This is a genomic window from Pseudomonas sp. LY-1 (assembly GCF_053502595.1).
Window position 1 is genome coordinate 84347 of record NZ_CP094353.1, and the last position, 22465, is coordinate 106811.

20 protein-coding genes are annotated in these 22465 nt (G+C 61.2%); 7 read left to right on the forward strand and 13 right to left on the reverse strand.

The genetic code is table 11. The annotated features are described in order from the left end of the window. The 7 genes from MOQ67_RS00400 to MOQ67_RS00430 all read right to left on the reverse strand — a co-directional run bounded on the left by MOQ67_RS00400 (position 1) and on the right by MOQ67_RS00430 (position 9000). Complete coding sequence (locus tag MOQ67_RS00400; protein ID WP_079444950.1) at positions 1-672, reverse strand: M23 family metallopeptidase; 672 nt, start codon at positions 670-672, stop codon at positions 1-3. A gap of 207 nt (positions 673-879) precedes the next feature. Next, positions 880-1785: a response regulator gene (locus MOQ67_RS00405; RefSeq protein ID WP_046485961.1), complete on the reverse strand. Its 906-nt coding sequence runs from the start codon at positions 1783-1785 to the stop codon at positions 880-882. A 167-nt stretch (positions 1786-1952) separates the two neighbouring features. Next, on the reverse strand, positions 1953-2714 hold the full coding sequence (gene phoU / locus MOQ67_RS00410) for a phosphate signaling complex protein PhoU (RefSeq protein WP_017850000.1): 762 nt from the start codon (positions 2712-2714) through the stop codon (positions 1953-1955). Between the two features lie 70 nt (positions 2715-2784). Then, complete coding sequence (pstB, locus tag MOQ67_RS00415; protein WP_017850001.1) at positions 2785-3618, reverse strand: phosphate ABC transporter ATP-binding protein PstB; 834 nt, start codon at positions 3616-3618, stop codon at positions 2785-2787. Positions 3619-3809: 191 nt separating this feature from the next. Beyond that, entirely contained in the window at positions 3810-5480 is a 1671-nt protein-coding gene (pstA, locus tag MOQ67_RS00420) for a phosphate ABC transporter permease PstA (protein WP_046485946.1), read from the reverse strand. A gap of 15 nt (positions 5481-5495) precedes the next feature. After that, a complete protein-coding gene (locus MOQ67_RS00425) occupies positions 5496-7529 on the reverse strand; it encodes an ABC transporter permease subunit (RefSeq protein WP_169884756.1) in 2034 nt (677 codons plus the stop codon). A gap of 484 nt (positions 7530-8013) precedes the next feature. Further along, entirely contained in the window at positions 8014-9000 is a 987-nt protein-coding gene (locus MOQ67_RS00430; protein ID WP_017850004.1) for a phosphate ABC transporter substrate-binding protein PstS, read from the reverse strand. Between the two features lie 305 nt (positions 9001-9305). On the opposite strand from MOQ67_RS00430, the gene MOQ67_RS00435 reads away from it, so the two are divergent. Both MOQ67_RS00435 and MOQ67_RS00440 read left to right on the forward strand, forming a co-directional pair. After that, the gene (locus MOQ67_RS00435; RefSeq protein ID WP_046485942.1) at positions 9306-10364 is read left to right on the forward strand and encodes a helix-turn-helix domain-containing protein; all 1059 of its coding nucleotides are present in this window, start codon (positions 9306-9308) and stop codon (positions 10362-10364) included. Beyond that, positions 10361-10852, forward strand: coding sequence for a hypothetical protein (locus MOQ67_RS00440; protein WP_057005213.1), 492 nt, complete (start codon positions 10361-10363; stop codon positions 10850-10852). Before MOQ67_RS00435 ends, MOQ67_RS00440 begins: the two co-directional genes overlap by 4 nt. 59 nt (positions 10853-10911) lie before the next feature. Here the strand turns inward: MOQ67_RS00440 and MOQ67_RS00445 are convergent, their stop codons facing one another. Beyond that, positions 10912-12201, reverse strand: coding sequence for an MFS transporter (locus MOQ67_RS00445; protein WP_017850005.1), 1290 nt, complete (start codon positions 12199-12201; stop codon positions 10912-10914). A 468-nt stretch (positions 12202-12669) separates the two neighbouring features. On the opposite strand from MOQ67_RS00445, the gene MOQ67_RS00450 reads away from it, so the two are divergent. Both MOQ67_RS00450 and MOQ67_RS00455 read left to right on the forward strand, forming a co-directional pair. After that, entirely contained in the window at positions 12670-13074 is a 405-nt protein-coding gene (locus tag MOQ67_RS00450; RefSeq protein ID WP_010566936.1) for an acyl-CoA thioesterase, read from the forward strand. Positions 13075-13132: 58 nt separating this feature from the next. Next, the gene (locus tag MOQ67_RS00455; RefSeq protein ID WP_126589092.1) at positions 13133-14032 is read left to right on the forward strand and encodes a D-hexose-6-phosphate mutarotase; all 900 of its coding nucleotides are present in this window, start codon (positions 13133-13135) and stop codon (positions 14030-14032) included. Between the two features lie 119 nt (positions 14033-14151). On the opposite strand, the gene MOQ67_RS00460 is transcribed toward MOQ67_RS00455, so the two are convergent. The 5 genes from MOQ67_RS00460 to MOQ67_RS00480 all read right to left on the reverse strand — a co-directional run bounded on the left by MOQ67_RS00460 (position 14152) and on the right by MOQ67_RS00480 (position 17866). Beyond that, positions 14152-14688 (reverse strand): DUF3299 domain-containing protein, encoded by a 537-nt coding sequence (locus MOQ67_RS00460; RefSeq protein WP_126589093.1) that lies wholly within the window; start codon positions 14686-14688, stop codon positions 14152-14154. 78 nt (positions 14689-14766) lie between these two features. Then, positions 14767-15012, reverse strand: coding sequence for a GlsB/YeaQ/YmgE family stress response membrane protein (locus tag MOQ67_RS00465; protein ID WP_017850008.1), 246 nt, complete (start codon positions 15010-15012; stop codon positions 14767-14769). A 106-nt stretch (positions 15013-15118) separates the two neighbouring features. Then, entirely contained in the window at positions 15119-16204 is a 1086-nt protein-coding gene (locus tag MOQ67_RS00470) for a 5-(carboxyamino)imidazole ribonucleotide synthase (protein ID WP_046381615.1), read from the reverse strand. Positions 16205-16215: 11 nt separating this feature from the next. Next, entirely contained in the window at positions 16216-16707 is a 492-nt protein-coding gene (gene purE / locus MOQ67_RS00475) for a 5-(carboxyamino)imidazole ribonucleotide mutase (RefSeq protein WP_017850010.1), read from the reverse strand. Positions 16708-16957: 250 nt separating this feature from the next. Next, positions 16958-17866, reverse strand: coding sequence for a LysR substrate-binding domain-containing protein (locus tag MOQ67_RS00480; RefSeq protein WP_017850011.1), 909 nt, complete (start codon positions 17864-17866; stop codon positions 16958-16960). A 182-nt stretch (positions 17867-18048) separates the two neighbouring features. Between MOQ67_RS00480 and aspA the strand changes: the two genes are divergently transcribed. The 3 genes from aspA to MOQ67_RS00495 all read left to right on the forward strand — a co-directional run bounded on the left by aspA (position 18049) and on the right by MOQ67_RS00495 (position 22354). After that, the gene (gene aspA, locus MOQ67_RS00485; protein WP_017850012.1) at positions 18049-19473 is read left to right on the forward strand and encodes an aspartate ammonia-lyase; all 1425 of its coding nucleotides are present in this window, start codon (positions 18049-18051) and stop codon (positions 19471-19473) included. 379 nt (positions 19474-19852) lie between these two features. Beyond that, positions 19853-21304, forward strand: a complete 1452-nt coding sequence (locus MOQ67_RS00490; RefSeq protein WP_448675776.1) for an alanine/glycine:cation symporter family protein — start codon at positions 19853-19855, stop codon at positions 21302-21304. 72 nt (positions 21305-21376) lie between these two features. Next, positions 21377-22354: an asparaginase gene (locus MOQ67_RS00495; protein WP_126589094.1), complete on the forward strand. Its 978-nt coding sequence runs from the start codon at positions 21377-21379 to the stop codon at positions 22352-22354. The last annotated feature ends 111 nt before the right edge of the window (positions 22355-22465 follow it).

Consider the following 22465-nt stretch of genomic DNA (forward strand, 5'->3'; position numbering starts at 1 on the left):
TCAATTGCCCAAGGCAAAATTGGGCAATACCCCCACGGGCTGGTTGAACTCATACGGGATCGATACCAGCCCCGCCTCGGTCCGCTGCTGCACCACAAAGTGCAGGTGCGGCCCGCTGCTGTTGCCGGTGTTGCCCGACAACCCCAGCGCACTGCCCACCGCCACCCGCTGCCCCGGCCTGACGCTGACCGAACCTTGCTTGAGGTGCAGGTACACGCCCTGGGTGCCGTCATCGTGCAGCACCCGCACGAAATTCCCTGAAGCATCGTTGCCGCGCCCGGCCTGGTCATTCTCGATCTTCACCACCCTGCCGCTGCGCGCCGCAATGATCGGCGTGCCTTCGGGCATGGCAATGTCCATGGCGTAGCGGCTTTTGGCGTCGGTATGACTGAAGCTGCCGTTGGGGCCTTGGCTCAGGCGAAACGGCCCGCCGCGCCAGGGCAAGGGGTAGCGGTAGGCCTGCTGGGGATAACCGGGCCTTGGCCGGTCGAGCACCGGCCGTTGCACGCGCACGGCCTCCCGCTCCCGGATCACAAACGCCTGGGCGCCGGGGGTTTGCCGGTCGCTGAAAAACACCTCGCCATTGGCGTCGGTGGATTTGTAGAGGGTCATGGCCGGGGTCGACGTGGCAACCGTGGCCAATACGCAGAGCAGCAGTAGGCGAATGAGCATGACGCGAACCTGCCGGGGGGACTGAATGGCAGGCTAGCAAGGCTTGATGACAAGACCGTGTGAGATTTACCCGATACTGAAAACAACGAACTTCACATGTAGGAGCGGGCTTGCTCGCGATTGCGGTAGTTCAGCCAACGAAGATGTTGAATGAAAGACCATCGGGAGCACGCCCCCTTCCACAGAGGACAGGTGGCGTTCTGTGAATCAGGCACCCGGCACAAAATGCTTCTGCGCCGTACCCCGCGCGATCAGCCGCGAGATGTAGTCCAGTTTCTGCGCATCCTGGTCGATAAAGCGGAAGGTCAGTTGCAGCCAGTCGCTGTCGGGCTTGGGCTCGAAGGCGACGACGGCGTGCAGGTAGCCGTTGAGACGCGCGACTTCGGCGTTGTCGCCTTGCTCAAGGTCGAGCACCGCGCTTTCCAGTACCTGGGGCAGGACCTCACTGCGACGGACCACCAGCAGCGCTTCCTTGATGCTCAGGCCCTTGATCACGCATTGCTGGGTGCCGCTGGACAGCCGCAACTGACCCTGCCCGCGACCACTGGCGGGCGCAGCGGCGGCAGCCGCCTTCACGGGCGGGCTGTTGAGCAGGCCTTTGCTCGGTGCAGCCGCCGCGATAGGAGCGACCTTGACCGCTTCGGGCTTGCCACCGGTCAGGGCGCTCAGGGAGTCGTTGCCGAACGCTGAGTTCATCTTGGTCGGTGCGCTGGCGACCAGGGCGTCGAGGCGCCCGACCTTGTGCAGGGCGTGCTTGACCTTGGTCAACAGCTGTTCGTTGGTGAACGGTTTGCTGACGTAGCCGGAAACCCCGGCCTGGATCGCCTGCACCACGTTCTCCTTGTCGCCGCGGCTGGTCACCATCACGAACGGCATGGCTTTGAGCTGCGGTTGCTCACGGCACCAGGTCAACAACTCCAGGCCGGACATCTCGGGCATTTCCCAGTCGCACAACACCAGATCGAAGGTTTCGCGCATCAGGATGGCCTGGGCCTTTTTGCCGTTCACCGCATCTTCAATCTTGATCCCGGGGAAGTAATTGCGCAGGCACTTCTTCACCAGGTCGCGAATAAACGAGGCGTCATCCACCACCAATACACTGACTTTACTCATCGACCCTTTATCCTATAAAAACGCGGCACGCAGAACGCCTGACTGGTGGCATTTTGCCAAAACTCTGTAGTCGTGTTGGGACTTTCTTTCACCCCACGCACAAAAAAATCAGCGCCCACAAACGAAAACGCCCGACCAAAGGCCGGGCGTTAATATCTCGGGCAACCTTACTTATCGTCAGATTCGCCCGGAACATTAGGGATTTGATCGGTAGATCCTTCAACTTCGGCTTTCATGCGCTTGAGGCCCATGTGCCGCACGTCGGTGCCACGCACCAGATAGATCACCAACTCCGAGATATTGCGCGCGTGGTCGCCGATCCGCTCCAGCGAACGCAGCACCCAGATAATGCTCAAGACCCGTGTGATAGAGCGCGGGTCTTCCATCATGTAGGTGGCCAGCTCGCGCAGGGCGGTCTTGTACTCACGGTCGATGATCTTGTCGTACTGGGCCACCGACAACGCCAGTTCGGCGTCGAAACGGGCAAACGCGTCCAGGGCATCGCGCACCATGTTGCGCACCTGGTCACCGATATGCCGCACTTCCACATAACCGCGCGGCGCTTCGCCTTCTTCGCACAGTTGGATGGCGCGGCGGGCGATCTTGGTGGATTCATCGCCGATACGCTCAAGGTCGATCACCGACTTGGAAATACTGATGATCAAGCGCAGGTCGGAAGCCGCCGGCTGGCGACGGGCGAGAATGCGCAGGCATTCTTCGTCGATATTGCGTTCCATCTGGTTGATCTGGTCATCGATCTCGCGCACTTGCTGGGCCAGGCCCGAGTCGGCCTCGATCAGCGCGGTGACCGCATCGTTGACTTGCTTCTCCACCAGCCCGCCCATCGCCAGGAGGTGGCTGCGCACTTCCTCAAGCTCGGCATTGAACTGCGCGGAGATGTGGTGGGTAAGGCCTTCTTTGCTAATCATGTTGGCGTCCTTGGAGCGTCCGGAAAGGTGCGGAGAACCGCAGCGTCAATGCAATCTGAACCACAGCTTCCTAGCCGTAGCGACCGGTGATGTAGTCTTCGGTCTGTTTCTTCGCCGGATTGGTGAACAGGGTATCGGTATCGCCGAACTCCACCAGCTTGCCCATGTACATGAACGCGGTGTAGTCGGAAACCCGCGCCGCCTGTTGCATGTTGTGAGTCACGATGACGATGGTGAACTTGGACTTGAGCTCGTAGATCAGTTCTTCGACTTTCAACGTCGAGATCGGATCGAGTGCCGAGCAAGGTTCGTCGAGCAGCAGCACTTCCGGTTCCACGGCGATGGTACGCGCGATCACCAGGCGTTGTTGCTGGCCGCCGGACAGGCCGAGTGCGGAGTCGTGCAGGCGGTCCTTGACCTCGTCCCACAGCGCCGCGCCTTTAAGCGCCCATTCGACCGCTTCATCGAGGATGCGCTTCTTGTTGATGCCCTGGATGCGCAGGCCGTAAACCACGTTTTCGTAGATGGTCTTGGGGAACGGGTTGGGCTTCTGGAACACCATGCCCACCCGGCGACGCAGCTCGGCCACGTCTTCACCCTTGCGGTAGATGTTGCTGCCGTAGAGGTTGATCGCACCGTCCACGCGGCAACCGTCGACCAGGTCGTTCATGCGGTTGAAGGTGCGCAGCAGCGTGGACTTGCCGCAGCCCGACGGGCCGATGAAGGCGGTCACGCGCTGCTTGGGGATGTTCATGCTGACGTCGAACAGCGCCTGTTTGTCGCCGTAGTACAGGCTCAGGCCCGGCACTTCGATGGCCACGGTTTCCTGGGCCAGGCTCAGGCTCTGCTTGTCACGACCCAGGGCAGACATGTTGATGCCATGGGAATGGGTTTCTTGTTGCATGGGATGCTCCCTGTGCTACCAATTCGTGTTGTTGAACCGCCGGGGACGGTTTACTCAAATTCTGCGTATATCGTGGTCTAGTGTGGGAGGGGGCTTGCCCCCGATAGCAGTGTGTCAGCCAGCATATGTGTTTCTGATACGCCGCTATCGGGGGCAAGCCCCCTCCCACATTTAGTCCGCGTTTACTTCAATTAACTGTCCAGCGCCTTGTACTTCTCGCGCAGGTGGTTACGGATCCACACCGCCGACAAGTTGAGCGTGGCGATCACCAGCACCAGCAACAGCGCGGTGGCATATACCAGCGGCCTTGCGGCCTCGACGTTGGGGCTCTGGAAGCCGACGTCATAAATATGGAAGCCCAGGTGCATGATCTTCTGGTCAAGGTGCAAGTAAGGGTAGTTGCCGTCCAGCGGCAGCGACGGGGCCAGCTTGACCACGCCCACCAGCATCAGCGGCGCTACTTCACCGGCGGCACGGGCCACGGCGAGGATCATGCCGGTCATCATCGCCGGGCTGGCCATCGGCAGCACGATCTTCCACAGCGTTTCCGCCTTGGTCGCGCCGAGTGCCAGCGAGCCTTCGCGCACAGTGCGAGGAATCCGCGCCAGGCCTTCTTCGGTAGCCACGATCACCACCGGCACCGCCAGCAGCGCCAGGGTCAGCGACGCCCACAACAGGCCCGGCGTACCGAAGGTCGGGGCCGGCAGGGCTTCGGCGAAGAACAGGCGGTCAACCGAGCCACCCAATACATACACGAAGAAGCCCAGGCCGAACACGCCGTAAACGATGGCCGGTACGCCCGCCAGGTTGTTCACGGCGATGCGGATGATCCGCGTCAGGGCGTTCTGCTTGGCGTATTCACGCAGGTACACCGCCGCCAGCACGCCGAATGGGGTCACGATCATCGCCATGATCAGAGTCATCATCACGGTGCCGAAGATCGCCGGGAAGATCCCGCCTTCGGTGTTGGCTTCCCGTGGGTCGTCGCTGAGGAACTCCCAGACCTTACTGAAGTAGAAGCCGATCTTGGTCATCGTGCCCATGGCGTTCGGCTGATAGGCGTGGACCACTTTGCCGATGCCGATTTCGACTTCCTTGCCGTTCGCATCGCGGGCAGTCAAGGCGTCGCGGTTGAATTGGGCGTGCAGGTCGGCCAGGCGCGCTTCGATGTCCTGGTAACGGGCATTCAGTTCGGCGCGGCCCGAGTCCATGTCGGCCTGGGCGGCGGCGTCGAGCTTGCCTTCCAGTTCCAGCTTGCGACCGTGCAGACGGATACGTTCAAGACCGGCGTTGATCGCGCCGATGTCGGACTTCTCAAGGGTCTTGAGCTGGGCCGCCAGCTTGTTCACGCGGTCGACCCGAGCCTGCAGCTCCGGCCACGCAGCCTGGCCTTCGGCGATGACCTTGCCATCCTGCTTGACGTTGACCAGGGTGCCGTAGAAGTTGCCCCACTCACGGCGCTCGATGGTCATCAATTCCAGCGGTTTGGTCTGGTTCTTCAGCCATTCGCCGACGATCCATGTGAAGTCGTTGCCATTCAGATCGCGGTTACCGACTTTGATCAGCTCGCGGGTCATGAATTCCGGGCCCACGTCGGGCACGGGCAGGCCAGCGCTTTTCAGGCGCTCGCGCGGCACTTCTTCTTTCTGTACCACTTCGCCAATGACGATATGGTTGGCCTGGCCCGGGACATCGTAGTTGGCCTGGATCAGGTCAGCCGGCCAGAAGTGGCCCAAACCACGCACCGCAATCACAGCCAGCAAACCAAGGGTCATGATGACCGCGATGGACACCGCGCCACCGCTGATCCAGACGCCGGGGGCGCCGCTCTTGAACCATCCATTCAGGGAGTTCTGTTTCACAGACTTCTACCTTTCTTAAAGCGACGAGTATTTCTTGCGCAGACGCTGACGAATCAGCTCGGCGAGGGTGTTCATGATGAAGGTGAACAACAGCAGCACCAGCGCCGAGAGGAACAGCACGCGGTAGTGACTGCCGCCCACTTCCGACTCGGGCATTTCCACCGCGACGTTGGCCGCCAGGGTGCGCAGGCCTTCGAACAGGTTCATCTCCATCACCGGAGTGTTACCGGTGGCCATCAGCACGATCATGGTCTCGCCCACGGCGCGGCCCATGCCGATCATCAGCGCCGAGAAAATCCCCGGGCTGGCGGTCAGGATGACCACGCGGGTCATGGTCTGCCACGGCGTGGCGCCCAGGGCCAAAGAGCCCAGGGTCAGGCCGCGCGGCACGCTGAACACGGCGTCTTCGGCGATGGAGTAGATGTTCGGGATCACCGCGAACCCCATCGCCAGGCCGACGACCAGGGCGTTGCGCTGGTCATAGGTGATGCCCAGGTCATGGGAGATCCACATCCGCATGTCGCCGCCGAAGAACCAGGTTTCCAGGTACGGGCTCATGTACAGCGAGAGCCAGCCCACAAACAGGATCACCGGGATCAGGATCGCGCTTTCCCAGCCATCGGGAACCCGCAGGCGAATGGACTCAGGCAGGCGGCTGAAGATAAAACCGGCCACCAGGATGCCAATCGGCACCAGCATCAGCAGGCTGAAAATCCCCGGTAGATGCCCTTCGACATACGGCGCGAGGAACAGGCCGGCGAAGAAGCCGAGGATCACCGTCGGCATCGCTTCCATCAGCTCGATCACCGGCTTGACCTTGCGGCGCAGGCCCGGCGCCATGAAGTACGCGGTGTAGATCGCTGCGGCAACGGCCAGCGGCGCGGCCAGCAACATGGCGTAGAACGCGGCCTTCAGCGTACCGAAGGTCAGCGGCGCGAGGCTCATCTTGGGTTCGAAATCGGTGTTGGCGGCGGTCGATTGCCAGACGTATTTAGGCTCGTCGTAGTTTTCGTACCAGACCTTGCTCCACAGCGCGCTCCACGACACTTCCGGGTGCGGGTTGTCCAGCAGCAACGGTTGCAGCTTGCCGTCGGCTTCGACGATCACACGGTTGGCCCGTGGCGACAGGCCGAACACGCCCGGGCCATCGACCACCGGGTCCACCAGCAGGGTGCGGTGGGCGGTGCTGTGGAACACGCCGAACTTGCCGGAAGCGTCGAGGGCGGTGAAGCCTTTGCGACGTTCTTCGGCGGTGATTTCAACGATGGGCGCAGTGCCCATCTCGAAGGTGCGGATCTGCTTCAGGCGCTGTTCGCCATCCGGGTCACGGGCCATGAACCACTGGGCCAGGCCGCCCTTGGAGTTACCGACGATCAGCGAGATACCGCCCACCAGTTGGGTGCTGGCGGTGATTTCGGCGTCGCCGTCTTCCAGCAGTTTATAGCGACCGTTGAGGCTCTTGTCGCGCAGGCTGAACACATCCGCCAAGGCACGGCCGTTGATCACGTACAGCCATTGCTGGCGTGGGTCGATGAAGATCGCCTTCACCGGCTCGGTCATCTGCGGCAGCTCGATACGCTTCTGCTCGCTGGTGACTTCGCCGGTCATCATGTTTTCTTCACGGCTCAGGGACAGCACGTTCAAGTGCGAACCGGCCGAACCGGCCACCACCAGCGAGGTGTCGGTGACGTTCAGCGCGACGTGTTCCAGCGGGCGACCGGCGTCATCCAGCACGATCGGCGTTTCGCCGTAAGGGTATTCGATGGCCGGGCTGATGGTCTTCTTGCCGTCCGGGTAGGACACCTTGTAGGTGTGGCGGAACACCAGGGACTGGCCATTGGACAAACCGAGGATCACCAGCGGGCTGCCCGGCTGGTCTTTACCAATCGACACGACGCTGACGCCGGCCGCCAGCGGCAGGTCGATGCGCTTGAGTTCGGCGCCGGTGCTCACGTCGAAGAACAGCGCCTGGCCTTTGTCGGAAACCCGCATGGCGACTTGGTTCTGTTCTTCCAGCGAGATCATCAACGGCTTGCCCGCGTCTTGTATCCACGCCGGTGTCAGCGCGGCTTCCTTGGTCAGCGAGGCGCCCTGGAACAAGGGCGCGACCACGTAGGCCAGGAAGAAGAAGATCAGAGTGATAGCGCCGAGGACGGCGAGGCCGCCGATCAGCACGTACCAACGGGTCAGGCGATCCTTGAGCGCGCGAATGCGGCGCTTGCGTTGCAACTCAGGCGTATTGAAGTCAATACGCTTGGGGGGAGAAGTCGTCGTCATAGTGGAATTGGCCAGATCATTCATGCGCACACCCTAGCGGTCCTGTATGACAGAAAGATGACAATGCAGTGACGTAAGAAATCCGCCGCATGGCAGAGCCGGCAGCGGACTAAAAATTAGGAGTTTCTGTAGGAGCGAGCTTGCTCGCGAAGAGCGTTAACGATAACGCGCCGCTTCTGAATAAACGCGGTGCTCTATCATCTTTCGCGAGCAAGCCCGCTCCTACAGAACGGCCGGTTTTACCCGGCCCAGCAACTTAGTTGCCTTCTTTCAGACCCAGGTCAGCCAGTGCCTTGGCGGCAACTTTGGCTGGCAGTGGGATGTAGCCGTCCTTGACCACAACTTCCTGGCCCTGCTTGGACAGAACCAGCTTCACGAACTCGGCTTCCAGCGGTGCCAGCGGCTTGTTCGGGGCTTTGTTGACGTAAACGTAGAGGAAACGCGACAGCGGGTATTTGCCGTTCAGGGCGTTTTCTTCGCTGTCTTCGATGAAGTCAGTGCTGCCTTTCTTGGCCAGGGCCACGGTCTTCACGCTGGCGGTCTTGTAGCCGATGCCCGAGTAACCGATGCCGTTCAGCGAGGAGCTGATCGACTGCACGACCGAAGCCGAGCCTGGTTGTTCGTTCACGTTAGGCTTGTAGTCGCCTTTGCACAGGGCTTCTTCTTTGAAGTAGCCGTAGGTGCCGGATACCGAGTTACGACCGAACAGTTGCACTGGCTTGTTGGCCAGGTCGCCGGTCACACCCAGGTCGCCCCAGGTTTTGACGTCGGCTTTGGCACCGCACAGGCGAGTCGAGGAGAAGATCGCGTCGACTTGTTCCATGGTCAGGTGCTTGATCGGGTTGTCCTTGTGTACGAACACGGCCAGGGCATCCACGGCAACCGGGATAGCAGTTGGCTTGTAGCCGTACTTCTGCTCGAAGGCCGCCAGTTCGGTGTCCTTCATCTTGCGGCTCATCGGGCCCAGGTTGGAGGTGCCTTCAGTCAGCGCAGGTGGCGCAGTGGCAGAACCAGCAGCTTGAATCTGGATGTTGACGTTCGGGTATTCCTTTTTGTAACCCTCGGCCCACAGGGTCATCAGGTTAGCCAGGGTATCGGAACCGACGCTGGACAAGTTGCCCGACACACCAGTGGTCTTCGTGTAAGCCGGAATAGCCGGGTCAACACCAGCGGCCACCGCGTGGGCAGTCGCAACGCCAGCAGCGACAAAAGTCATTGCCGCCATCAAACGCTTCAGTTTCATGCCTTACTCCTAGCAGATAGGGATAGTTGGATCGGGGCCAAGTATTGATAGGCCGTGTGAACACTCTATGTCTGGAATATGACAATTAGATGAAAGGCCAGTATTGGAAAGGAACCAGGCTAAGCGCGAGAAATATGCGGAACAACTGGAGTGTGCGGGGCGGCAACGCTCATGTTGCTTGAATTTAGAAACACTTTGTAATCGTTGCTTCATCAACGCTGCCTGCAGCCTGACCAGCGAACGGCGAGTCCCAGGTTGACAAAACAAAACCAAAGCATAGTCTTGTCAACCTAAGGAGATCGCACATGATCAATGACCGGATTCGCCGCGCAAGGCTATTGCGTGGCATGTCGCTGGAAGCACTGGCGCTCAGTCTCGGCGATATAACCAAGCAAGGCCTGAGCAAATATGAAAAAGGGTTGAGTACCCCGAACTCGCGGCGCCTTCTACAATTGGCAAAGGCGCTGGAGGTGAGCCCTGAGTATTTTTTCCGCCCCCAAGCACTGCCACTCGCGCCGCTGGAGTTCCGCAAACTGGCGAAAATGCCCAAATACCGCCAAGTACAGGTTGAGGAACAGATCCGCGAGCATCTAGAGCGGTACATCGCCCTTGAAGAGTGCTTCGATCCGTTGGATATCCAGACTGCCAAAACTCCCGCACAAATGCTGTCGGTGTCCTCAATTGACGACGCTGAACGAGCCGCAGATCAGCTCCGCAAATATTGGGGCATCGGTGAAGATCCTATCGCCCATCTGACTGAGCAATTGGAAGAGCATGGCATCAAGGTAGTAATGCTGGCGGGGCCCGATGATTTCGATGGTGCCTGCGCAGCCACTAATGAGGGCGAACATGTACTGATCGCATTGAATGCCCAGCGGCCAGGTGAGCGTATCCGCTTCACCGCAGCCCATGAATTGGGGCACTGGGTAATGAAACTGCCCGACGATATGCCCGAGCGAGATAAAGAAAACTGCTGTCACCGCTTTGCGGGGGCTTTTCTATATCCAGCTAAAAGCGTCACCGGCGATTTTGGGAGCCATCAACGTTCACGCGTCCACCCCCGTGAACTCTTGATAGCCAAACGCCAATATGGGCTCTCAATGCATGCAGCACTCCGTCGATTGAAGGACCTCAATCTACTGGGGGAAGGTGGTTACAAATCCCTAACCATCCAATTCAGTAGCAACGGTTGGCGCAAGGCGGAACCCGAACCGCTACCCTGCAAGCCGCCCCAGCGTTTCGAATCACTGGTGTTCTGGGGATTGGCGGAGGGCCTTATCACCAAATCAAGAGCGGCAGAGTTACTGCGGCGCCCAATAAAGGCTCTAGACCCCAATTTTTTGGGCTCACTGGAGAGTGCATGAGCCTGATCTATATCAGCGACACCAATATCTGGATTGACTTCAGAAATGCGGGATTGCTGGAGCATATGTTCAGGCTGCCATTCACTCTGTGCTGTACCGATTTCGTGATGCACGAACTTGAGGACTTCCCCCACGATGAACTGCTCGCTCGGGGGCTGGTTGTCGAGGCATTTGACGAAGGCGGTGTGCAGAAGCTCTTAACGCTTAAAGTCGAACACAACAACAGTTCCTTGGCTGACGTTTCCTGCTACTTGCTCGCACAAGCAACCGGAAGACCGCTACTCACTGGAGATGGAAAGCTCCGTCGCCAGGCCATTCGGGACGGACTGCAAGTGCATGGTGCGCTTTGGTTACTCGACCTAATGGTCGAATATCAGGTCATCAATAATGCCGTTGCAGCAACGGCACTAGAAAATATGCTGACCGGGGGCGCGCGCTTACCCGTATCAGAATGCCAAACCAGACTCTCGACTTGGCGCGTGATATAGAAAGTCAGCATGGACATTGGATAACCAATGAAACGACACCCCATCATGACTAAAGCTATCTACCGCCCGCGCTTCCACAGATACCCACCCACCCCCATCCCCATCACGCACAGGACGGCAACGTAGTAGGCCGGACCCATCGGGCTTTCTTTCATCAGCAGCGACACCGCCAACGGCGTCAGCCCGCCGAACACGGCGTAGGCCACGTTGTAGGAGAACGACAACCCGCTGAAGCGCACCACCGGTGGGAAGGCTTTCACCATCACGTAGGGCACCACGCCGATGGTGCCGACAAACAGGCCGGTCAGGGCGTACAGCGGGAACAGCCAGTCAGGGTGGTCCAGCAGGCTGTGATACAGCGTCCAGGAGGTCGCCAGCAACAGTGCGCAACCGACCACCAGTATGCGGCCGGCACCGAAGCGGTCGGCCAGGGCGCCGGAGGCAATGCAGCCCAGGCTCAGGGTCACGATGGCCAGGCTGTTGGCTTGCAGCGCAACGGTCGGGCTGAAGTGGTAGAGGGTCTGCAGCACGGTCGGGGTCATCAGGATGACGACTACCACGCCGGCCGACAGCAGCCAGGTCAGTAGCATCGACAGCACGATGGCGCCACGGTGGTCGCGCAGTACCGCGCGCAGCGGCAGTTCGGCGGCCAGAGCCTTGCGTTGCTGCATCTCGGCGAAGATCGGCGTTTCATGCAGCCAGCGGCGCAAGTACACCGACAGCAGGCCGAACACACCGCCGAGCAGGAACGGGATACGCCAGGCGTAATCGGAGACCTGCTCCGGGCTGTAGAGCGTGTTGATGGCGGTGGCCACCAGCGAACCCAACAGGATGCCGGCGGTGAGGCCGCTGGTCAGGGTGCCGCAGGCGTAGCCGATGTGGCGTGGGGGCACATGTTCGGAGACGAACACCCAGGCGCCCGGGACTTCGCCGCCGATCGCCGCGCCCTGGATCACGCGCATCAACAGCAACAGGATCGGCGCCCACAGGCCGATCTGCGCGTAGGTCGGCAGCAGGCCCATGATCAGGGTCGGCACGGCCATCATGAAGATGCTCAGGGTGAACATTTTCTTGCGCCCCAGCAGGTCACCGAAGTGCGCCATGATGATGCCGCCCAGGGGCCGCGCCAGGTAACCGGCGGCGAAGATGCCGAAGGTCTGCATCATGCGCAGCCACTCGGGCATGTCGGCGGGGAAGAACAGTTTTCCGACCACGGTGGCGAAAAACACGAAGATGATGAAGTCGTAGAACTCCAGCGCCCCGCCCAAGGCAGACAGCGACAGGGTTTTGTAGTCGTTGCGGGTCAGCGGGCGCGACGGTTGCGCACTGCTTGCGGGCACGGAGGACATGGCAAGGCTTCTCTTATAGTAATCAGCGTAATAAAGACGGCACGCCCTGGACTTGCGGCGGTCTGGCAAGATAGCAAATCGCCGGAAAAAGCACAGCGTCGAACGGTTGATAGCGCAGCGCGGTGAACTATTCACGGCGTAGGGAGTCGGTCAACCAGGGCAGGAGAACAGTTGCCGGAAAAAGCTCCGTTACAGCGTCTATTTACCGACCAAATGAGCGCCGAGAGGTCGTCGCGACGCCAGCGTCTCGATATACTCGGCCCTTGCAAGCGCCAGACCCGCAGTCTTGAGGGGCTGCTGTGCCAAAACGCCGTTGGGTGCCATCCAGCCGGTTTGGCAGAGTTTCCCTTTAGTACGCCTTACGAGAAACACAGCTCGCGTCGTGCGTTGGTGCTGAAATGTTTTTCTACAAGACGGCTATCCATTTGAAACACCCATGAAGCGTCACGGCTCAGAGGCACCCTCGGCATGATCGAACTCGAACAAGAAGATCCCATCCCACAAGGCGATCTCGCCCTGCAAATCACCGCACTTCCGCGTGAAACCAACGGTTTCGGCGATATCTTCGGCGGCTGGCTGGTCTCGCAGATGGACCTGGCCGGTACGGCCATGGCCAGCAAGGTCGCAGGCGGGCGTGTCGCCACCGTGGCCATTGATCGCATGGCGTTCCTGGTGCCGGTGGCCGTGGGCGCGCAATTGTCCTTCTATACCCAGGCCCTGGAAATCGGCCGCAGCTCGATCCAGATGATGGTCGAAGTGTGGAGCGACGACCCGCTGTCCAGCGAATGGCGCAAGGTCACCGAGGCGGTGTTCGTGTTCGTCGCCATCGATGGCAGCGGCCGCACCCGTTCGGTACCGTCGCGAGCGCGTTAAACCTCGCCGGGTTTTGACGGTCAATTGCCCCATTGCCTGCTATTAAGAGTGCTTTGTTATGCCGACGCCCCACGTTGAATCCGTGAAAATCGACGAGCTGGACTGCTGGCGCATCCGCCACAACGGCGCCGAGCTGATGGTGGCCCAACAGGGCGCGCACCTCTTCAGTTACCAACGCGCAGGCGAACAGCCGCTGATCTGGCCGAACAAGGCAGCCGTCTTCAAGGCCGGCAAAGGCATCCGCACCGGCGTACCGGTGTGCTGGCCGTGGTTCGGCGTGTTCGATCGCAACCCGCACAGCGTGCAGGCCATGCGCCAGAGCGACCAGCCCGCGGGCGCCCACGGTTTCGTGCGTACTGCACTCTGGGAATTGGCTACCACCGAACTCGAAGGCGACACCCTGCGCGTCGACCTGGTGCTCCCCGTACCCGCGGGCGGCTTCCCCGGCTGGCCGCATCAGGTCGACCTGAAGCTGAGCCTGCGCCTGGACGATCACCTGCACATCGGCCTGACCAGTCATAACCGTGGCACCGACACCGTGCCCCTCAGCCAGGCATTGCACACCTACTTCGCCGTGAGCGATGTGCGCAACGTGCAGGTCGAGGGCCTGGACGGGCTTGCGTATATCGATACCGCTGACGGCTGGGCCACCCGGCAACAGGCTGGGCCGCTGCACTTCGGCGCCGAGACCGACCGCATCTACCTCGACACCCCCGCGCAGTTGCATATCGTCGATAACGACTGGCAGCGGCGCGTCCGGCTCAGCAGCGAAGGCTCCCACTCGACCGTGATCTGGAACCCCTGGACCGAACGTGCCAAAGCCTTCGACGACATGGCCGACGACGGCTGGCAGGGCATGCTGTGCATCGAGACGGCGAATGTGCTGGATGACGTGGTGGCGCTGGCGCCGGGCGAAAGCCACACCTTGGGCGTGAGCATCACCAGTAGCGCTTTGTAAACCCAATCAAAATGTGGGAGGGGGTGTTGCTCCCGATAGCAGGGGGTCAGTCAGCACATTTGTGACTGATAAACCGCTATCGGGAGCAAGCTCCCTCCCACATTGGTCGGTGTTGTGGTTTAGAGATCCGACTCCTTCACCACCCGCACCTTGCCCGCATCCAGCGCATACGCCGCGTTGGCCAGGTCGTTATTGACCGTCTCCACCTTCAACGTGCCCGTAACCCACAGCGGCGTGTAGATATCATCCAGCTTCAACCCCTTGGGGTAACGCACCAGCACCAATTGGTTCGGCGGCGGTGGCGGCACGTGGATGCACGCGCCTGGGTACGGCACCAGGAAAAACAGGGTGCTGCGGCCCTTGGCGTCGGTTTCCAAAGGCACCGGGTAACCGCCGATGCGGATGTTCTTGCCGTTCATGGCGGCCACGGTCTTGGTGGAATACATCACCGCCGGCAACCCTTTGCTCTGCTTCAAGCCACCTTTGTCGGTGAAGGTGCCCTGGGCTTCGGGGGAGTTGTGGTCGATTTCCGGCATTTGTTCGAGGGCTTTCTGGTCCGACAGCGGCATCAGGTCGAGCCAGTCGGTTTCCGGCAGTTCGCCAGCATGAGCCAGGCCTGGGCCCAGCAGGAGAAACATCAAGAGGAGACGGCGCATGGAGGAGCTCGACAAGGTAAACAGTGCCGGCATTCTAGCCCTCTGCGCCTGCGCAGCGCAGAGGACTTTGTCGCTCGATTAGTTCTTTTTGATCAGGCCGTAGATCACCAGCAGCACAATGGCGCCCAACAATGCGCCGATGAAGCCAGCGCCCTGGCCTGCCTGGTAGATACCCAGTGCCTGACCGCCGTAGGTGGCGGCAAGGGAGCCAGCGATACCCAGCAGGATGGTCATGATCCAGCCCATGCTGTCGTCGCCGGGCTTGAGGAAACGCGCCAGCAGGCCGACGATCAGGCCGATAAAGATGGTTCCGATGATACCCATGGCATTTCCCTCTGATTGAATGTGAGTCATGAAAAAGCCTAGCCAGGCTTTATCATCCTGCAATCAGAGAGACGGCGGCCGCCAATGGTTCCCGCCGCTCCCGGGATTATTGCTCGGCGATCAACGCTTCGACCTTGAGGATCTGCGCTTGCAGCGTCGCGCGGTCCTGGCAACGCAGGTTGGCGTGGCCGACCTTGCGCCCGGTCTTGAAAGCCTTGCCGTAGTGATGCAAGTGGCAGTCGTCGATGGCGATGACTTTTTCAACCGGCGGGACCACGCCGATGAAGTTGAGCATGGCGCTCTCGCCCACCTTGGCTGTGGAGCCCAGCGGCAAGCCCGCCACCGCGCGCAGGTGGTTCTCGAACTGGCTGCACTCGGCGCCTTCGGTGGTCCAGTGCCCGGAGTTGTGGACGCGCGGGGCGATTTCGTTGGCCTTCAGGCCACCGTCGACTTCAAAGAACTCGAACGCCATCACGCCGACATATTCCAGCTGCTTGAGCACACGGCTGGAATAGTCTTCGGCCAGGGCCTGCAACGGATGGTCGGTGCTGGCCACGGACAGTTTGAGAATGCCGTTGTCGTGGGTGTTGTGGACCAACGGGTAGAAGCGGGTCTCGCCATCGCGGGCACGCACGGCGATCAGCGAAACTTCGCCGGTGAACGGCACGAAGCCTTCCAACAGGCAGGCCACGCTGCCCAGTTCGGCGAAGGTGCCGACCACATCGGCGGCGGTGCGCAGGACTTTCTGGCCCTTGCCGTCGTAACCCAGGGTACGGGTTTTCAGCACGGCCGGCAGGCCGATGCTGGCGACGGCCGCGTCCAGGTCCGCCTGGGACTGGATATCGGCGAAGGCCGGGGTCGGAATGCCCAGGTCCTTGAACATGCTCTTCTCGAACCAGCGGTCACGGGCGATGCGCAAGGCTTCGGCGCTCGGGTAGACCGGCACGAACTGCGAGAGGAAGGCCACGGTTTCGGCCGGGACGCTTTCGAACTCGAAGGTCACCAGGTCGACTTCTTCGGCCAGTTGGCGCAGGTGGTCCGGGTCGCTGTAGTCAGCGCGCAGGTGTTCACCCAACGCGGCCGCACAGGCATCCGGCGCCGGGTCCAGGAAAGCGAAGTTCATCCCCAGCGGCGTTCCCGCCAGGGCCAGCATGCGACCCAGTTGGCCGCCACCGATTACACCGATTTTCATCGTCAACAACCTCAGGCGATACGTGGGTCTGGATTGTCCAGCACGCTGTCTGTCTGCTCAGCACGGAATTTTTTCAGCATCGCGTGGAACTGCGGGTGCTTGGCGCCCAGGATGCTGGCGGACAGCAAGGCGGCGTTGATCGCGCCGGCCTTGCCGATCGCCAGGGTCGCCACCGGGATACCGGCCGGCATCTGCACGATGGACAACAGCGAATCCACGCCCGAGAGCATCGACGACTGCACCGGCACGCCGAGTACCGGCAGGTGGGTCTTGGCCGCACACATGCCTGGCAGGTGCGCTGCACCGCCGGCACCGGCGATGATCACCTCGATGCCACGGGATTCTGCTTCATCGGCATACTGGAACAGCAAATCCGGGGTGCGGTGGGCAGAGACCACTTTCACTTCATACGGAATGCCGAGTTTTTCCAGCATATCGGCGGTGTGGCTAAGGGTGGACCAATCGGACTTGGAGCCCATGATCACGCCAACCAATGCACTCATCGTCGTGCCTCTTCTCTCTGGGCGCCCGCAGGCGCGTCAAAAAACAACAAGCCACGCGGGAAATCCGGCGTGGCTTGGTGTACGAAATTTGGCCGGTTGGACCGGCCGAAGGCCGCGCAGTATACCGTAATAACGCAGATAAACAGCCCCTGGAATGACCATCTGTCTAGCGGCGCAAACCGGCGGTTTTATTGACTTAAGAGTCAGCGAAACCCCACAAAACCCCTCCCACAGTTAAGCGGTGCTGGACTCACGTATTCTGCGCGGCTCCACCTTCCAGCTTGCGCCACAACAACCGCACGTTTGCCTTACGCACCAAGGCACAGCGGTACAAACGAATCTCCAACGGCACATGCCACTGCGGACCGCCGCAGACCACCAGCTCACCTCGGGCCAACTCGGCACGCACGCTCAGTTGCGGCACCCAGGCGATGCCCAGGCCTTCCAGGGCCATGCTTTTGAGGCTGTCGGCCATCGCGGTTTCGTAAACCGTGGTGAAGCGCAGGGCACGTTGGCGCAACAGCAGGTTCACCGAACGCCCCAGAAATGCCCCGGCGCTGTAGGCCAGCAGCGGCACACTGCCTTCACCTTCCAGGTCGAACAGTGGCTTGCCCTCGGCATCGGCGGCGCACACCGGGAGCATTTCGGTATTGCCCAGGTGCAGTGACGGGAAGATCTCCGGGTCCATCTGCATCGCCGCGTCGGGGTCGTAGAACGCCAGCATCAAATCGCAGCCGCCTTCGCGCAGGGCATGCACGGCATCACCGACGTTGGTGGCGACCAGCCGGGTGGCAATGTTCAGGCCTTCGTTGCGCAGTTGCGCGATCCAGCGCGGGAAGAAGCCCAGCGCCAGGGAGTGGGCCGCCGCCACTTGCATGACTTCGCCCTGCCCGCCTTCCAGATGGTGCAAATGGCGCAGTACTTCACCGAGCTGCTCGACCACCGTGCGCGCGGTCACCAGGAACAACTGCCCCGCGGCCGTCAATTCCACCGGCGTGCGCGAGCGGTTGACCAGGGTCAGGCCCAGCGCGGCTTCGAGGCTGCGGATACGTCGACTGAACGCCGGCTGGGTGACAAAGCGCCGCTCAGCAGCCTGGGAAAAGCTGCGCGTCGCCGCCAGGGCGCTGAAGTCTTCCAGCCATTTGCTCTCAAGGTTCATCAGTTCCTCCCACGGGTATGCACCATTTTGGCACACACGCCCGCCATGATAGCCGGGTCACACGCCTATTATGCCGTTTGTGCATAGGCCAGTGTTTAACAGCATTGGCCCAAAAACTTCCACAAGCCTAGCATTCACAGCGTTCCGGCCAGTTCCGGGTCCATATCGAGATGATTTCCGTCATGTCCTCCGCTGCATCATTCCGCACAGAAAAAGACCTGCTTGGCGTACTCGAAGTACCTGCCCAAGCGTATTACGGCATCCAGACCCTGCGAGCGGTGAATAACTTCCGCCTCTCGGGCGTTCCGATTTCGCATTACCCGAAATTGGTGGTCGGCCTGGCAATGGTCAAGCAAGCCGCCGCTGACGCCAACCGCGAGTTGGGCCAGCTCAGCGAAGCCAAGCACGCTGCGATCAGCGAAGCCTGTGCCCGCCTGATCCGCGGCGACTTTCACGAAGAATTCGTGGTGGACATGATTCAAGGCGGCGCCGGCACTTCAACCAACATGAATGCCAACGAAGTCATCGCCAACATCGCGTTGGAGGCCATGGGCCACAACAAGGGCGAGTACCAGTACCTGCACCCGAACAACGACGTGAACATGGCGCAGTCGACCAACGACGCCTACCCGACCGCAATCCGCCTGGGTCTGCTGTTGGGCCATGACGCGCTGCTGGCCAGCCTCGACAGCCTGATCCAGGCGTTCGCCGCCAAGGGTGTCGAGTTCAACCATGTACTGAAAATGGGCCGCACCCAGTTGCAAGACGCCGTGCCGATGACCCTCGGCCAGGAATTCCGCGCCTTTGCCACCACCCTCAACGAAGACCTGGCCCGCCTGAAAACCCTGGCGCCGGAGCTGTTGACCGAAGTGAACCTGGGCGGCACCGCCATCGGCACCGGCATCAACGCCGACCCGCGCTACCAGGCCCTGGCCGTACAACGCCTGGCCACCATCAGCGGCCAGCCGCTGGTGCCGGCGGCGGACTTGATCGAAGCCACCTCCGACATGGGCGCCTTCGTATTGTTCTCCGGCATGCTCAAGCGTACCGCGGTGAAGCTGTCGAAGATCTGCAACGACCTGCGCCTGCTGTCCAGCGGCCCACGTACCGGCATCAACGAGATCAACCTGCCGGCCCGCCAGCCTGGCAGCTCGATCATGCCCGGCAAGGTCAACCCGGTGATCCCGGAAGCCGTCAACCAAGTGGCCTTCCAAGTGATCGGCAACGACCTGGCCCTGACCATGGCAGCCGAAGGCGGCCAACTGCAGTTGAACGTGATGGAACCGTTGATCGCCTTCAAGATCTTCGACTCGATCCGCCTGCTGCAACGGGCCATGGACATGCTGCGCGAGCACTGCATCGTCGGCATCACCGCCAACGAAGCCCGCTGCCGTGAGCTGGTGGAGCACTCCATCGGCCTGGTCACCGCACTGAACCCGTACATCGGCTATGAAAACGCCACCCGCATCGCGCGTATCGCCCTCGAAAGCGGCCGCGGCGTGCTGGAACTGGTGCGCGAAGAAGGCTTGCTCGACGACGCTATGCTCGACGACATCCTGCGCCCCGAAAACATGATTGCTCCACGTTTGGTCCCGCTGAAGGCCTAAGCGTTTGTTGCACCGCTCACCAGGTTGAGGGACTAGACACCTCTCACCTTTTGAGGGCCTGAAGGCTCGTTCTTCAGGCCCTTTTTTTGTCTCAAGGTTGTGAAATGACGCCCATAAAAATTCCAATATCGCCCCTGCCCGCCACACCCTGGCTGAAACCTTTAATCAGCCCAGGCAGACGGATCACGTTCGCCTAGGTATAGTGCCGCCCCTCTTCGCGCCAGCGGCCATCGGTAACGAGGCCCGGACACACGCGAAAACGCATGAATAACAACACCCGCAAAAGGATCCGGTCGAACCGTCGCGCACTGCCTGGTGCCAAGTGACAGCGTCGAACCGTCCTGCGTTTGCCATTAGAAAAATCAGCGAGGAACACTCCATGCTCGAAGTCATCAACGACTTCCTCTCAGGGAAAGTACTGATCGTGCTCATTGTCGGGCTCGGCGGTTATTTCACGATCCGCTCGCGTTTCGTTCAGTTGCGTCACTTTTTCCACATGTTTTCGGTGTTTCGCGACAGCCTGAAAAACAGCTCCGACCAGCTCAGTTCGTTCCAGGCGCTGATGCTCAGCCTGGCCGGCCGCGTCGGTGCCGGTAACATCGCCGGTGTCGGCATTGCCGTGACCCTGGGCGGCCCCGGTGCCGTGTTCTGGATGTGGGTCACCGCGTTGGTGGGCATGTCCTCGAGCTTTATCGAGTGCTCCCTGGGCCAGTTGTACAAGCGCACCGACGCCGAAGGCACCTTCCGCGGCGGCCCGGCTTATTACATCCAGCACGGCCTGCACAAGCGCTGGCTGGGCATGGTGATGGCGTTCCTGCTGCTGGTGACTTTCGGTTTTGCCTTCAACGGCCTGCAAGCCCATGCCGTGACGCATTCGCTGAACAACGCCTTCGGCCTCGACACCACCTACACCGGCCTGGCCCTGGCGGCATTGCTGGGCCTGGTGTTCATCGGCGGGATCAAGCGGATCGCCTCGATCGCCGACCTGCTGGTGCCGGTCAAGACCCTGGTCTACATCGCCGTGACCCTCTACGTGATCGTGCTGCAATTCGACCATGTGCCGGCCATGCTCGCGACCATCGTCAAGAGCGCGTTCGGCCTCGACCAGGCCTTCGGCGGCCTGGTGGGCAGTGCGATCATCATGGGTGTGAAGCGCGGCGTATTCGCCAACGAAGCCGGTTTGGGCAGTGCGCCTAACGTGGCGGCGGTCGCGTCGGTGGAACATCCGATCGCCCAAGGCGTGGTGCAAGCGTTCAGCGTGTTCCTCGATACTTTCGTGATCTGCACCTGCACCGCCTTGCTGATCCTGCTCTCCGGTTTCTACACCCCGGGCTTTGAAGGCGACGGCATTGCCCTGACCCAGAACTCCCTGGCGGCCGTGGTCGGCGACTGGGGCCGGATGTTCATCGCGGTGGCCCTGGCGTTGTTCGTGTTCACCTCGATCATGTACAACTACTACCTCGGCGAGAGCAACCTGCGCTTCCTGGTCGGCAACAACCGCAAGGTGCTGATGGGCTACCGCGCGTTGGTGCTGGTGCTGATTTTCTGGGGTTCGATCGAGAACCTGAGCACCGTGTTCGCCTTCGCCGACATCACCATGACGATGCTCGCGTTCGTCAACCTGTTCGCCCTGGCGTTCCTGTTCAAGATCGCCATGCGTATCCTGAATGACTACGACAACCAGCGCGCGGCGGGGATCAAGACCCCGGTGTTCGACTCCAGCCAGTTCCCCGACCTGGACCTGGACCGCAAGGCCTGGCCGGCCAACCCGGTGAAACCGGAGCCTGCCGCTAAAGCGCCTGCTGAATCGATCGCACTGTCGCAACGCTAAGCGCAGATGACACGCCGCCTGGCCTTGGGCATGCTCTGGGCTTGGCGGCGTTTTTCGTTCAGGAGATTTTCGATGCAAGCAGCTAACAACGTCATGGTGCTCTACACCGGCGGCACCATCGGCATGCAAGCCAGTGCCAACGGCCTGACCCCCGCATCCGGTTTCGAAGCCCGCATGCGCGAACAACTCGCCAGCCAGCCGGTGCCTACATGGCGCTTCCGGGAAATGTCGCCGCTGATCGACAGCGCCAACATGACCCCGGCCTACTGGCAGCGCCTGCGCACTGCCGTGGTCGAAGCCGTGGACGACGGTTGCGACGCGGTGCTGATCCTGCACGGCACCGACACCTTGGCTTACAGCGCGGCCGCCATGAGCTTCCAACTGTTGGGCCTGCCGGCGCCGGTGCTGTTCACCGGCTCCATGCTCCCGGCCGGCGTACCCGACAGCGATGCCTGGGAAAACGTCAGCGGTGCGCTGCTGGCCCTGGGCCAAGGCCTGGCGCCGGGTGTGCAGTTGTACTTCCACGGCACGCTGATGGCACCGACACGCTGCGCGAAAGTCCGCAGCTTCGGGCGTCACCCGTTCGCCGCGTTGCAACGCCAGGGCGGCGTGGCCCGCGCCGCGTCGATTCCTGCAGCGCTGGACTACCGTCAGCCCAAGGCCCTGGCCAATGTCGGCGTGCTGCCGTTGGTGCCGGGTATCGGCGCGCCCCAACTGGACGGTTTGATCGGCAGCGGCCTGCAGGCGTTGATCCTGGAATGCTTCGGCAGCGGTACCGGGCCCAGCGACGACCCCGAGTTCCTCGCCAGCCTCCAGCGCGCGCAGGCGCAAGGCGTGGTCGTGGTCGCGATCACCCAATGCCATGAGGGCGGCGTGGAACTGGACGTGTACGAAGCCGGCAGCCGTTTGCGTGCAGTGGGCGTGCTGTCCGGTGGTGGCATGACCCGTGAAGCGGCGTTCGGTAAGTTGCAGGCCCTGCTCGGTGCCGGCCTCGCGACCAGCGAAGTGCGCCGCCTGGTGGAACTGGACCTGTGCGGTGAACTGGCCTGAATCGCACAGCCAAACCCGCATAAAAACCCCCAGCCAACTAAATAGTTAGTCTCCTCCCTGCCTTGCCGCTTTCTAGCATGCCGAAGCTGTTCTTCCGGCAGCGTCCATGAA

Bases quoted from the DNA above. Each gene is read 5' to 3' on its own strand.
- aspA (WP_017850012.1), top strand. From the start codon at position 18,049: ATGTCCTCCGCTGCATCATTCCGCACAGAAAAAGACCTGCTTGGCGTA.
- MOQ67_RS00435 (WP_046485942.1), top strand. From the start codon at position 9,306: ATGATCAATGACCGGATTCGCCGCGCAAGGCTATTGCGTGGCATGTCG.
- MOQ67_RS00470 (WP_046381615.1), bottom strand. From the start codon at position 16,204: ATGAAAATCGGTGTAATCGGTGGCGGCCAACTGGGTCGCATGCTGGCC.
- MOQ67_RS00460 (WP_126589093.1), bottom strand. From the start codon at position 14,688: ATGCGCCGTCTCCTCTTGATGTTTCTCCTGCTGGGCCCAGGCCTGGCT.
- MOQ67_RS00440 (WP_057005213.1), top strand. From the start codon at position 10,361: ATGAGCCTGATCTATATCAGCGACACCAATATCTGGATTGACTTCAGA.
- MOQ67_RS00465 (WP_017850008.1), bottom strand. From the start codon at position 15,012: ATGGGTATCATCGGAACCATCTTTATCGGCCTGATCGTCGGCCTGCTG.
- MOQ67_RS00405 (WP_046485961.1), bottom strand. From the start codon at position 1,785: ATGAGTAAAGTCAGTGTATTGGTGGTGGATGACGCCTCGTTTATTCGC.
- MOQ67_RS00450 (WP_010566936.1), top strand. From the start codon at position 12,670: ATGATCGAACTCGAACAAGAAGATCCCATCCCACAAGGCGATCTCGCC.
- pstB (WP_017850001.1), bottom strand. From the start codon at position 3,618: ATGCAACAAGAAACCCATTCCCATGGCATCAACATGTCTGCCCTGGGT.
- MOQ67_RS00400 (WP_079444950.1), bottom strand. From the start codon at position 672: ATGCTCATTCGCCTACTGCTGCTCTGCGTATTGGCCACGGTTGCCACG.
- phoU (WP_017850000.1), bottom strand. From the start codon at position 2,714: ATGATTAGCAAAGAAGGCCTTACCCACCACATCTCCGCGCAGTTCAAT.
- MOQ67_RS00495 (WP_126589094.1), top strand. From the start codon at position 21,377: ATGCAAGCAGCTAACAACGTCATGGTGCTCTACACCGGCGGCACCATC.
- purE (WP_017850010.1), bottom strand. From the start codon at position 16,707: ATGAGTGCATTGGTTGGCGTGATCATGGGCTCCAAGTCCGATTGGTCC.
- MOQ67_RS00455 (WP_126589092.1), top strand. From the start codon at position 13,133: ATGCCGACGCCCCACGTTGAATCCGTGAAAATCGACGAGCTGGACTGC.
- MOQ67_RS00480 (WP_017850011.1), bottom strand. From the start codon at position 17,866: ATGAACCTTGAGAGCAAATGGCTGGAAGACTTCAGCGCCCTGGCGGCG.
- MOQ67_RS00490 (WP_448675776.1), top strand. From the start codon at position 19,853: ATGCTCGAAGTCATCAACGACTTCCTCTCAGGGAAAGTACTGATCGTG.
- MOQ67_RS00430 (WP_017850004.1), bottom strand. From the start codon at position 9,000: ATGAAACTGAAGCGTTTGATGGCGGCAATGACTTTTGTCGCTGCTGGC.
- MOQ67_RS00445 (WP_017850005.1), bottom strand. From the start codon at position 12,201: ATGTCCTCCGTGCCCGCAAGCAGTGCGCAACCGTCGCGCCCGCTGACC.